Source organism: Limnothrix sp. FACHB-881, from assembly GCF_014698135.1.
Lineage (GTDB): Bacteria > Cyanobacteriota > Cyanobacteriia > CACIAM-69d > CACIAM-69d > CACIAM-69d.
The window spans coordinates 56,133-67,682 of record NZ_JACJSN010000014.1 but is presented as its reverse complement, the minus strand read 5'-3'; the positions used below and the strand labels follow the sequence as shown (position 1 = coordinate 67,682).

At 56.1% G+C, this 11,550-nt stretch carries 10 protein-coding genes; 4 read left to right on the top strand and 6 right to left on the bottom strand.

Annotated features, from left to right (window positions below):
- The first annotated feature begins 85 nt into the window (after positions 1 to 85).
- Both H6G52_RS13215 and H6G52_RS13210 read left to right on the top strand, forming a co-directional pair.
- A complete protein-coding gene (locus tag H6G52_RS13215) occupies positions 86 to 1,021 on the top strand; it encodes a hypothetical protein (protein ID WP_190528918.1) in 936 nt (311 codons plus the stop codon).
- 72 nt (positions 1,022 to 1,093) lie between these two features.
- Positions 1,094 to 1,813, top strand: coding sequence for a YdcF family protein (locus tag H6G52_RS13210; RefSeq protein WP_190528916.1), 720 nt, complete (start codon positions 1,094 to 1,096; stop codon positions 1,811 to 1,813).
- Positions 1,814 to 1,921: 108 nt separating this feature from the next.
- Here H6G52_RS13210 and sir read toward each other — a convergent pair whose 3' ends face one another.
- The 4 genes from sir to murC form a co-directional block, all read right to left on the bottom strand.
- Positions 1,922 to 3,877 (bottom strand): sulfite reductase, ferredoxin dependent, encoded by a 1,956-nt coding sequence (gene sir / locus H6G52_RS13205; protein ID WP_190528914.1) that lies wholly within the window; start codon positions 3,875 to 3,877, stop codon positions 1,922 to 1,924.
- Between the two features lie 152 nt (positions 3,878 to 4,029).
- The gene (locus tag H6G52_RS13200) at positions 4,030 to 5,223 is read right to left on the bottom strand and encodes a glycosyltransferase (protein ID WP_190528912.1); all 1,194 of its coding nucleotides are present in this window, start codon (positions 5,221 to 5,223) and stop codon (positions 4,030 to 4,032) included.
- Between the two features lie 259 nt (positions 5,224 to 5,482).
- The gene (murB, locus tag H6G52_RS13195; RefSeq protein WP_190528910.1) at positions 5,483 to 6,406 is read right to left on the bottom strand and encodes a UDP-N-acetylmuramate dehydrogenase; all 924 of its coding nucleotides are present in this window, start codon (positions 6,404 to 6,406) and stop codon (positions 5,483 to 5,485) included.
- A 364-nt stretch (positions 6,407 to 6,770) separates the two neighbouring features.
- Positions 6,771 to 8,312 carry a UDP-N-acetylmuramate--L-alanine ligase gene (gene murC, locus H6G52_RS13190; RefSeq protein ID WP_099534085.1) on the bottom strand — a complete coding sequence of 514 codons (1,542 nt, stop codon included), beginning with the start codon at positions 8,310 to 8,312 and terminating at the stop codon, positions 6,771 to 6,773.
- Between the two features lie 572 nt (positions 8,313 to 8,884).
- Between murC and H6G52_RS13185 the strand changes: the two genes are divergently transcribed.
- Entirely contained in the window at positions 8,885 to 9,040 is a 156-nt protein-coding gene (locus H6G52_RS13185) for a hypothetical protein (protein WP_190528908.1), read from the top strand.
- 83 nt (positions 9,041 to 9,123) lie between these two features.
- Positions 9,124 to 10,137: a type I glyceraldehyde-3-phosphate dehydrogenase gene (locus tag H6G52_RS13180; RefSeq protein ID WP_099534083.1), complete on the top strand. Its 1,014-nt coding sequence runs from the start codon at positions 9,124 to 9,126 to the stop codon at positions 10,135 to 10,137.
- Positions 10,138 to 10,497: 360 nt separating this feature from the next.
- Here H6G52_RS13180 and H6G52_RS13175 read toward each other — a convergent pair whose 3' ends face one another.
- Both H6G52_RS13175 and H6G52_RS13170 read right to left on the bottom strand, forming a co-directional pair.
- Positions 10,498 to 11,172, bottom strand: a complete 675-nt coding sequence (locus H6G52_RS13175; RefSeq protein ID WP_190528906.1) for a hypothetical protein — start codon at positions 11,170 to 11,172, stop codon at positions 10,498 to 10,500.
- 66 nt (positions 11,173 to 11,238) lie between these two features.
- On the bottom strand, positions 11,239 to 11,514 hold the full coding sequence (locus H6G52_RS13170) for a hypothetical protein (protein WP_190528988.1): 276 nt from the start codon (positions 11,512 to 11,514) through the stop codon (positions 11,239 to 11,241).
- Between the last annotated feature and the right edge of the window lie 36 nt (positions 11,515 to 11,550).

Below are 11,550 nucleotides of genomic sequence, written 5' to 3'. Positions count from 1 at the left end.
CGCCGATCGGGAACCGTGGGTGACTCCAGACACCGATCGAATCGCCACATTCAATCCCGAATGGATCTCTAACGGGCAGTTGACCATGATTTGGAAACGTACTCAGCCCCCTGAATCGCCATCCCCCCAGGTTGCTCGATCGACCCCATCCCCTTCATCGACCCTATCCAGTTCGCCCGCATCAACCACAACATCAACAACATCAACCGAAACATCAACCGCAGCCCTGAGCCGATCGCTACGGCGGCTGCAATGGTTAGGCCACTTCACCAATGGGGCGATCGCCCTGATCGCGATCGGGGGAATCGTCCTCCTGCAACAAGCCACCATCAAACGCGCTCCCCAGGGATTGGAAGATCCCGTTTTGGCTCAGGATCGCACCCGTACACAATTGCAATTGGCGGCCCGAATGCCCAGCCTTGGGTTTGATAATTTGCTGGCCAATTGGGCATTTTTAAGCTATTTGCAATATTTCGGAGACACGGAAGTTCGCCAGGCCACGGGCTACACGGCCAATGAAGATTACTTTGAGCTGATGACCCTGCGGGATCCCCGATTCACCACGCTGGCTCCTTTCATTTCGGCGGGTGTGGCGTACTATGCGGGCAAGCCGGAAAAATCCGTGGCCCTCATGACCCGCATGACCGATGTGCTGGATCCCAAGCACCAAACCGATGCCTTTTGGGTTTGGCGCTTCAAGGCGTTTGATCAATACCTGTTGCTGAATGACATTCCGGCCACCGTGGCTTCCCTGGAAATGGCGGGTCGCTGGGCAGCCATGACTTCAAAATATCGGCGGGTGGCTCCGTTTTTCCAAGAAACAGCGGACTTTTTGCGCCGGGATCCCAACACGTTAGCGGTGCGGTTTTACTCCTGGAATGAGGTTTATCAAGCGGCAGTCGATCGCCTAGTGATTCAGCGGGCTGAACAGGAATTGTTAGCCATGGGAGCCAAGCGGGGCCCACGGCTGCCCAATGGTCGATCGCAGTTTTTGCCGCCGCCCGGTGTTGCTGCGCGTTGAATCGAGTGTTAATCAGTTCATCGTTTCAGTCGCCTCAGTCGCCTCAGTCATTAGATTCCCCTCAATCGCCCTATGCAGCCATTTCGTCGAAAAATTGGGCTGATGACCGCTGGTCTGTTGGCCTTGGGGGGCCTGTGGTGGGGCGGACGGTTGATGGTGGCGGCTTCGGGCCCGCCGGAAGTGCTGTGGGTCTTGGGGGGCAGCATTCGGCGCGAAATGGCGGCGGTTCAGTGGGCGGCGGCCCATCCCCAACAGAGGGTGCTGATTTCCGGGGGTTCCAAGCCTCCCTGTGTCAAGGCGTTGTTCGATCGCGCTGGTGTGAAGGGCGATCGCGTGTGGCTGGAGCAATGCGCCCAGTCCACGTTTGGGAACTGCTATTGGAGTCTGCCGATCTTGCAGCGTTGGGGTGCAAAACGGGTGATTTTGATGACTTCCGGTTCCCACCAATGGCGAGCCGGGGCCATGGCTCGGCTCATTCTGGGCAGTCACGGTATTTGGGTCGATGTAGTAACCGTGCCGGAAACGGGCGTGCCTGCTAATCAAGAAAACCCGCTGAAAACCGTTTTGGATGTGGGGCGTGCGGGCGCTTGGGCGATCGGCAGCCAGTGGAATAGTCCCCAATGCCAACAGGTGGGGCGTTTAGAGCAGGTGAATATGGCCGCTTGGTGTCAGCGAGCGTTTCGCTGTGAATATCAAGCGGGGCTATCTAAAATTTGTGCGCGATCGAGCCAGGGATTTCCCCAGCCCGATCGCGCACCTTCAGCGATTCCTCAATCACCATTAACCCGCTAGGGATCCGCACGGCTCAACAACCGATCGATTGAGGCTTGTTGAGGCTTGCTGAATCCAACCGATCTCGATCCGATCTCGATCGGCTGGAGATTGGCTTGAAATCGACAGCTAGTTGGACTGCTGATTCAGGTAAGCGGCGATCGCCTCATTGATCAGCGCGGTGGCCGACTGTCCCCGATCGGCAGCCAGGGCCTGCACCGACTTGTACAACTCATCGCGAATGCCAATGCGATGGCGGGGAGCGGCGCTGCCGTTGCTGGCTCGCTGGCCGTCCTTCTCCGCCTTGGCATCGATCGGGCGATAGGCCTGCATAAAGTGCCGCAGCGTATCAAACCCGACCCGATGGCAGAAATCGCCAAAGCTTTCGCCCGGTTCGCGCGATCGCTTGAAGTAAACCAAAATCGGTTCCAGGAACGATTCCAGATCCGTATCCTTCATCCGTTCCGTAAACGTTTGGGCCAAGCGGGTTTGGCTAGGAGAACCCCCGAGCCAAACTTGGTAGGCATTGGGCGCGCTGCCCACAAAACCCAACTCAGCCATGTAAGGCCGAGCACAACCGTTGGGGCAACCGGTCATCCGAATCACGAAAGATTCATCACCCAAGCCTAAGCGCTCCATCAACGATCGAATGCGCTCCACAAAGCCCGGCAGGGCCCGCTCCGATTCGGTGATCGCCAAGCCGCAAGTGGGCATGGCCGGGCAAGCCATCGCCAGCCGCTCTAGGGGATCAATTTGCTCGATCGCCCAAACCCCGCAGTCGGTCAGGATTTTTTCAATGGCGGCTCGATCGCCCGGCTTGATGTCATAGAACAGCACATTCTGATGGGGAGTCAGCAGCATCGGCAACTGGAACCGTTCCACAATTTGCCGCAGGGCCGATCGCAGCTTGAAATCACCCTGGTCATGCACCCGCCCATTTTGGATCGACAGGCCCAAGAACAAATGGCCATCGCCCTGTTCGTGCCAGCCCAAGAAGTCCTCATAGCGCCAAGCGGGTAGGGGGCGCGCCGGTTCCAGCTTTTTGCCCAAGTAATCTTCCACATGGTCGCGGAACTTGGCCACCCCCCAATCGTGCAGCAGGTACTTCATCCGGGAGTGACGACGATCGAAGCGATCGCCATAGTCCCGTTGCACCGCCACGATCGCCTTCACCAGGCCATAGACATCCGCCGCCGCCACAAAGCCAATTTCGTCGGCAATGCGGGCGAAGGTTTCTTCCTTGTTGTGGGTACGGCCCAAACCGCCACCGGCATAGACATTGAACCCTTCCAACTCCCCTTGCTCATCGGTGATCACCACCAAGCTCAAGTCCTGGGAAAACAGATCCACGGAGTTGTCTCCCGGAACCGTCACCGCGCATTTGAACTTGCGGGGCATGTAGGTTGCGCCATAGACCGGCTCTTCCGTGTCCAGGCGCATGGGCGTGGAGCCGTTGCTTTGGCGGGCCGCCTTCACGGCCGGGTCTTCTTCGGCGGAAATGGCCTTTTCCCCATCCAGCCAAATTTCGTAGTAGGCCCCCGTTTGCGGCGTGAGCAAGTCCGCAATGTTGTTGGCATAGGCCAGCGCCAGTTGATACTCGGGGCGGTTTTTGTAGGGCGCTGGTGGGGCCATCACGTTGCGGTTCAGGTCGCCGCAAGCGCCGAGGGTTGACCCCATGCTGTTGACGATCGCGGCGATCGTGGCTTTCAGGTTCTTTTTCAGAATCCCGTGCAACTGAAAGCCCTGACGGGTTGTGGCGCGCAGGGTTTCGTTGCCATATTCACTGGCCAGGCGATCGAGCGTCAGGTATAGTTGCGGCGGGATGAACCCTCCCGGACTGCGGGTGCGCAACATCATCTGATAGGGCTTTTCCTGGCCCGGCTTTTGCAGGTCTCGATCGACCTGTTGATAGGAGCCGTGGAATTTCAGGATTTGAATCGCATCATTGGAAAAATAATTGGTGTCCAGCAACAGTTCCGACGCAACGGGTTCCCGGAGAAAGTTGCTTCGTTCTTTGAGTCCTTCAACTTTCGAGAGACGAGTTTCGGTGGGTGCAGCAACCGGCGAGCTAGCAGATTTGGCCATGAGTCCAGCAGTGGCAAATAAGGGGGGATTGAATGCCCCGTAAGTCGATCGAGATATCGGAGAATTGATACTCCATCCTACCATTGGCTCGGTAGGATCCACGATCCATCACTATTCACTGTAGGGCTTAGGCGGGTTGAGTTGCGCGGATGTTAACGGAAAAACTCAGTTGGGGTCTGTCGATCGCGCTGAAACTCCTGCCAACACCAGTTCACAAACCCAAAGTAACGATCGCGAAACACATTGGGACTGAAGGACTGGGCATGGCGGTGAATCGCCTCAGCACTCAGGCGCGATCGATAGTCTTCAAAGACCGTCACCGCCGCCGCGATCGCCTCGCTGGTTTGTTGCTCAAACAGCAGCCCCGTGCCCGTTTTGGGATCCTGGCGACAGTCGCGCACCGTTTCGCCGGTTCCCCCTTGGGCAAAGGCAATTACGGGCGTACCGCAGGCCTGGGCTTCCACGGGCGCAATCCCAAAATCTTCAAACGCCGCATAGACAAAGGCCCGCGCTTGGGCCATGGCTTGGGCCACCACTGCGTCCGGCTGCTCGCCCAACAGTTGCACGTTGGCCCCAGCCTGTTCGCGCAAGGATTCCAGCATTGGCCCGCCCCCAATCACCATCAGGGGCAATCCCAGTTGATTGAACGCCTCCACAATCAAGTCCACCCGCTTGTAGGGCACTAGCCTGGTAACGCAGAGGTAATAGTCATCCTTGGTGGTTTGCAGGGGGAATCGATCGACCTGTACCGGCGGGTAAATCACCTCCGCCCGCCGTCGATAGCAGCGCCAAATTCGATTGGCCGTGGTGCGGGAGTTGGCCGCAAAGAAATCGACCCGATTCGCCGCCAGCACATCCCACAACCGCAACCGATGCAGCAAATAGCGGGTGAGCCAGCCGATCGGGCCACGACCCGATCGACTGCCCGCCAAATAATCATGGGTTAAGTCCCAGGCATAGCGCATGGGCGCATGGCAATAGCAAACATGCAACTGATGGGCCGCCACCAGCGCCCCCTTCGCCACCGCATGGGACGAGGACAGAATGATGTCATAGGCTCGCAGGTCTAATTGCTCGATCGCCAAGGGCCAAAGGGGCAAATAGCGCTGCACTCCACGAATGGCTCCCGGAAAGCGCTGCAAAAAGGTATGGCCGATCGCTCGGCCATACAAGTAACTTTCAGAATTGCTAGACTCGAAATCGATCAGCGCGTGCAAAGCCACCGGTTCCGGCAACCAGCGATCGAGCTGGGTCACCATTTCCCGCACCACCAACTCAGACCCCCCCGTGGCCAGCGGAGTTAACCATTCATGCACCAGGGCATAGCGGCGATCGCATGGAATCATGGGGTGATGCATCCTGACAGGATCTGAGTTGATGGGTTGACGGGGCGGGAATCATGCCCGTTGCTGCCTAGGGGCGCTGGCTTTGGTTGAATTGATCACACCGATCGAGTTCCGATCAAGAGCCGATCAAATGCCGATTCAACACTGATCGATCGAGCCTTGGCCCCGTGACGCGAAGCCCCGCAACAGGCGATCGCGTCAACACCCACTCAAGGGCGCTGGGGCGGTGCTGGCCAGTGAAAAGCAGTACCAGACAGCGTTAAACGGCGCAAAATGGCCCCAACATCCGCACCTCCGGCTCCAGAAGCACATCCCAACGGCTGTACACCTCATTTCGGACACAATCAATCAGATTAAAAATGTCCGCAGCTGTGGCGTTATCGCGGTTCAAGATGAAGTTCGCGTGCATTTGGGCCACTTCCGCGCCCCCAATGCGATGCCCCTTCAAGCCCGACTGCTCAATCAGCCAGCCGGCCTTGCGGGGTTCCGGATTGCGGAACACGCTGCCGCAACTGGGCAGATGGTAGGGCTGGGTAGCGTGGCGGCGCTCCAGGTGCTCGCGAGTTTGGGCTTGCAGGGCTAGGGAGTCTTGGCCGGGCTGGAGTTGGAAGGTGGCTTCCGTGACCAGTTGGCTGTCTCCTTGCAGGCTGGAAGTGCGATAGCTGTAGCCCAAATCCGCTGCCGATCGGTGTTGGATTTGACCCGTTTGGGGAGCCAAAACGGTGGCTTGCAACAACACGTCACGAATTTCGCTGCCATGGGCCCCAGCGTTCATGACGATGCTGCCGCCGATGCTGCCGGGAATGCCCACTGACCATTCCAGACCGCCCCAGCCCAGATAGGCCGCTTTCCAGGCCAAGGCGGCCATGGATACGCCAGCGCCGGCCGTGATCCTGGCGTTTTCTCGATCGATCTGAATCCGCCGTAGATAGCGTGTGCCAATGGTTAAACCCGAAATGCCCCGATCGCTGATCAAAAGGTTGGATCCCGCCCCCAAAAGGGTCACGGGAACACTATTGCGATCGGCCCACTCAAAGCACTCGTATAAATCATCAAGGGTTTTGGGAGCGGCATACCATTCGGCTGGCCCCCCAACCCGAAAAGAGGTAAACCGCGCTAGGGAGACATTGGACTGAATCAGGCTACCCGTCTTTGTGGCGGGTGAGTGCAGTTGAGTCACCATAGGTTCAAAATTGCAACAAACAGATTGCGACAAGGGATTGCAACAAACGAATTGCGAATTGCGATTAGAAACTGCAACTAGGGAGGATGCAGTGAACTGGTGCAAGGAAGCCGAGAGGCGGAACCGAACCAGAGCACTAGGAGCTGCAACCAAGACCCGCAACCCAGATCCAAAATCGAAATCCAGAATCAAGATCCAAAATCAAGATCCAGAATCGAAATTCAAAATCAAGCTCCAGAGCCTAGATGAGCCTAGATATAGAGAACTGGAATGCGATGGAGCGCATCCAAACTCTAAAGGTCGATTCAAAACGGTTCAGTCAGCGAAGTAGCAACAGCACCCGATCGGGCAATGCACCCGCAGATTAGAGAGCGCTGCTGGTTTTGCAATCATCTGTGGCCCGATCGGCCCGGGCTGCCAAATCCTTCAGCACCGAAGGCACGATTTGATTGAGATTCCCCGCACCCAAAAAGAGGGCCAGGTCACCCGGTTGAAGAGCCGCAGACAGAAATTGGTGTGTGTTGTCGAGCGAGCCGCAATAGGACACTTCGGGATGGTAGGCCGCCACCCGATCGGCCAAGGTTTGGCCGCTGAGTCCTGGAACCTGTTTCTCACCAGCGGCATAAATATCCGCAATGGCCACTAAATCTGCATCCTGAAATGATTGGGCAAACTCCTCAAGAAAGGTTTGGGTGCGACTGTAGCGGTGGGGCTGAAAAATTGCCACTACTCGCGATTGCCCTGCTTGGGCGCTCAACCGTTGGCGAGCCGCGGCCAAGGTGGCGCGAATTTCGCTCGGATGGTGTGCGTAGTCGTCATACAGGGCGATTCCCCCCTCGGTGCCCCGATGCTCGAAGCGACGCTGGGCCCCCTGAAAGCCCGCCAATCCTTCGGCAATTTGGGCAAAGTCCAACCCCAAGTCCCGACCCACGGCCACGGCAGCCAGGGCATTGCTGAGATTGTGTTGGCCCATCAGTTGCAGTTGGATTTCCCCGAGCACCTCCCCACGTTCTAGCACTGTGGCTGTCACACCCTGGGCCGTATATTGGGGGTTCAGCACGGTGTAATCGGCCACGCGATCGGGATCAAGGCTGTAGGAAATATCGGGTTTGAGGCGATCGCGCAGCGTGGGACAGTCCAAACACCCCACCCAGCGTTGGCAATTGTGGGTAAACTGCTCAAAGATTTCGACCACCCCATCAAGCGACTGGTAGTGATCGGGGTGGTCGAGTTCAATGTTGGTGATAACGCCGAGTTCCGCAGAAAGCTTAATCAGTGAGCCATCGGACTCATCCGCCTCCGCCACCAGGTAAGGACCCTGACCTAAGCGCGCATTGCCCTCCCAAGCGCCCACCTCGCCGCCCACAATGATGGTGGGATCAATGCCTGCCTGGAGCAGCATGTAACCAATCAGGCTGCTGGTGGTGGTTTTGCCGTGGGTTCCGGCAACGGCGATCCCCCGCGATCGGCTGATCAACGCCGCCAGCAGGTCTGAACGATGCAGAATTGGACAACCCAGCTCCACAGCCGCTTGATATTCCGGGTTTTCTGCCTGAATCGCCGTTGAACAGACAACCTGCGGCAGGGCTTGCGGTGCGGTGGAGTGCGCTTCGGTCTCGGGAACCGTGGCTAGAGCCGTTGCCGCCAAGGGAACATCAGAGGCTAGCGCGGGAGGAGTTGCAAAAGGCACACCGGAACGAAAGGCATCAAAGTTCGTTGCGGATTGTTGCCAAAAAATCTGAGCACCTAGTTGTTCCAGGCGTTGGGTAATATGGCTCGATCGCGCGTCCGATCCAGAAACGGGGATCTTCTGCTTGACCAGAATATACGCGAGAGCCGACATGCCGATGCCACCGATGCCAATAAAGTGGAAAGGCCTTCCGCTAAAATCCACAAGATTCGGCATTGCCGCTCCTCAAAACACCACACCAACAATCACGCCATATCATATCAGCAACGGTCAAATTGCCGCAGAGAAGCGTTGATCCTCCTGAAACCAGCCTGGGCTGTGGGTTTCGGCGAACGATTGCGGCCTGAAATCTGACGAATTTCTTGCGAATTTAACCCATTTTGATGGGGAACAGCCCAATTGGCCCGATCCACCCAGAAGGGTGTTTGAAGGGTCTTAGCCAAGCCTCCAGCAGACCTCCATCAGACCTTAACCAAGCCCAAACCCAGCTTTTGGCGATCGCCCCACCGGGTCTCATTCCCAGCGGCCATCACTCACTTCGAGGCCAAACAGCAACCAGCGATCATGATCCCCGCAAAAATTCTGCAAAATCCGTTGCGATTAGTTTGGGATTGGGCCGGGATCGATGGTTAAATGTGGGCACATTGCTGGCATGATGGCTTGGCACTTGTCAGGCGATCGCTTGGGGCAGCTTTTCGTGTGCTCGCCCTCTGTTTTGGGGGGATCGATCGACCCGATCAACCCCGCCTCAGTTCCCAGAATCAGATCGTGCAGTTAGCCTGTAACATATGATTTTGGGTACAATCAACGCCTTCAAGTCGCGGGCGGGCAGTCCGAGACTCGAAACAGACGCAGAGGTCAGCGCCAGCCTGGTTCGCCAGCGTGCCGCCGACGAAGCGTCAACCCGTGGTCTAGTTGAGCAACTTCAGTGGTTGCTGAATTAGGGCTGGCAATCCCGCTCCGAAAATGTGGGAAAAACGTCAACTATTTCCTTAATACACCCTAAAGCACGCGAGGGCATAGCATAGTGATTAGAGTCGCCATTAACGGTTTTGGCCGAATCGGTCGTAACTTCTTAAGATGCTGGTTGACCCGCCAAGATAGCCAGCTCGAACTGGTGGGCATTAACGATACGTCCGACCCCAAGACGAATGCTCATCTGCTCAAGTACGACACGATGCTCGGCAAGCTAAATGCCGACATTCAGGCTGACGAAAATTCCATTACCGTCAACGGCAAAACGATCAAATGCGTGTCCGATCGGGATCCGCTCAAGTTGCCCTGGGCCGAGTGGGGCATTGACCTGATCATTGAATCGACAGGCGTATTTGTTAGCGAAGAAGGCGCTTCTAAGCACATCCAGGCCGGTGCTAAGAAAGTCCTGATCACCGCTCCGGGCAAGGGTGACGGTGTTGGCACGTTCGTGATGGGCGTGAACGACAGCGACTACGACCACGACAAATTCAACATCGTTAGTAACGCGAGCTGCACCACCAACTGCTTGGCTCCCGTGGTGAAGGTGTTGCATGAGAACTTTGGCATCATCAAAGGCACCATGACCACTACCCACAGCTACACTGGCGACCAACGGTTGCTGGATGCCAGCCACCGGGATGTGCGTCGGGCCCGTGCTGCGGCCATGAACATTGTGCCCACCTCCACGGGTGCTGCCAAGGCTGTGGCCCTGGTGTTGCCGGAAATGAAGGGCAAACTGAACGGGATCGCCATGCGCGTGCCGACCCCGAACGTTTCGGTGGTGGACTTCGTGGCCCAAGTGGAAAAGAGCACGATCGCCGAGCAGGTGAACGAAGTGCTGAAGGCCGCTGCTGAAAACGGCCTGAAGGGCATTTTGGAATACAGCGATCTGCCGTTGGTTTCCTCGGACTACAAGGGAACCGATGCTTCCTCGATCGTGGATGCTAGCCTGACCTTGGTGCTGGGCGGCGACATGGTGAAGGTCATCGCTTGGTATGACAACGAGTGGGGCTACAGCCAGCGCGTTGTGGACTTGGCGGAACTGGTTGCCCGCAAGTGGAAGTAGTTTCCCAAAGCTTCAGCTAGCTACTCGATCTTGCAATGTTCTGTAGCTAGTCTTCGCTAGTAGTTTTTTGAATCATGCGGGAGGCAGGATGTTATATTCTGCCTCCCTTTTTTGATTGTTGATGGATCTATTTTGGAGTCTTGACTTAGAAGAGGTCTGAAAAGCATTTTTTGGTACAGGTCAAGCAATAATCATCATTTAGCCCAAAACCCTAGATCTGCCGTTAGCGGATCGTGGGGAGCAAGATGCTCAAGCTCCTTGTTACGACGACTGGGGCACGGAACCTAAGCCCCTTGTCTTCGCTGGCTTGCAAGATCTGAAAGGTTAGCCATTTAGGCTTTTCAGAGATCCTCTAAAATGTCACGACTTAGCCTGAAGAATACCCAGCAAAATGGCGATCAGGTCGTCTAGATTGCCAGGAATTGTATAGGCATTGAGGTCTTTATAAATCGCTTGGCTAGCGCGATCGAGTTGGCCAAAAACCCAAACATTCCCGATCGTCACGGCTCCGTATAACCAGGGTTGGTCAGGGGCGATCGCCCGATCTAAGGCAATTAATTCAACGGCTAATTGGTTAAAACCGCGCTCTAAATCGCCCTTTTTCGCTTCAATAATCAGCATTTGATTCGCTGCCTTGAGGCAATAGTCTACGGTTCCACTGAGGTTTTCACCACCATTGAGGCTATATTCCACTTCAATTTCGATCGGGGCGTAGTCGAGTAATTCCAACAACAGGGGTGCAATATAAAATTCTCGTTTGGCCGTTTCCGAAGTCAACGAAATGAAGGGCAGTTTTTGGGTATAGGTGGCACGGAGGCGAGATTGCTCCGTCAGGCTTACGCCATCACTCGGCCGGAGGGTTTGCGTCGCAGCTGCACCGCTGGATTGCGGCCAGCAGGGGAGATTGAGGGGCTGAAGATGGTAGGAACAACCAAAATATTCAACCAGCTCGCGAGTAGAAATGTTGAGGTCGAAGTAGTCGGAAAAGGTATATCGACGATCGGGGTTTAAGAGGGGGGCTAGGCGATTGGGCATGGTGTTTTGGCAACCAAGTTAGGAGTGATCCAATAGCCCGATCGTCGCACGACCGACGAAGGACAATTACTGTTCAACCATTGAGGTCTCATTGGATTGGGGTTGGGGAATATTCAGCAAGGGCAACCGATCGCCCCGAAAGATTTCTTCCGCTAATTCTCCTAATTCTGCCGTTGCCGTTGCCAACATCCGAATCCCCACAAAACCAGTCAAAACGGGCAAGACGGCCATACTCAACATCCATTCCGATGTCGGTAAACAACGGCTTAGGGCCTGGCCGCTCCAAGTGGGGCGATCGGGCGTTAGTTGAGAACCGGGGGAATTGGGATTGGTTGCAGGCATAGGACAATATCTCTGAGTTATCTCTGAGTTCAAATC

What these genes read in the sequence shown, in the direction of transcription:
- H6G52_RS13215 (WP_190528918.1), top strand. Translation starts at nt 86, where the DNA reads ATGATTTGGAAACGTACTCAGCCCCCTGAATCGCCATCCCCCCAGGTT.
- murC (WP_099534085.1), bottom strand. Translation starts at nt 8,312, where the DNA reads ATGCCGAATCTTGTGGATTTTAGCGGAAGGCCTTTCCACTTTATTGGC.
- murB (WP_190528910.1), bottom strand. Translation starts at nt 6,406, where the DNA reads ATGGTGACTCAACTGCACTCACCCGCCACAAAGACGGGTAGCCTGATT.
- H6G52_RS13210 (WP_190528916.1), top strand. Translation starts at nt 1,094, where the DNA reads ATGCAGCCATTTCGTCGAAAAATTGGGCTGATGACCGCTGGTCTGTTG.
- H6G52_RS13185 (WP_190528908.1), top strand. Translation starts at nt 8,885, where the DNA reads ATGATTTTGGGTACAATCAACGCCTTCAAGTCGCGGGCGGGCAGTCCG.
- sir (WP_190528914.1), bottom strand. Translation starts at nt 3,877, where the DNA reads ATGGCCAAATCTGCTAGCTCGCCGGTTGCTGCACCCACCGAAACTCGT.
- H6G52_RS13170 (WP_190528988.1), bottom strand. Translation starts at nt 11,514, where the DNA reads ATGCCTGCAACCAATCCCAATTCCCCCGGTTCTCAACTAACGCCCGAT.
- H6G52_RS13175 (WP_190528906.1), bottom strand. Translation starts at nt 11,172, where the DNA reads ATGCCCAATCGCCTAGCCCCCCTCTTAAACCCCGATCGTCGATATACC.
- H6G52_RS13200 (WP_190528912.1), bottom strand. Translation starts at nt 5,223, where the DNA reads ATGATTCCATGCGATCGCCGCTATGCCCTGGTGCATGAATGGTTAACT.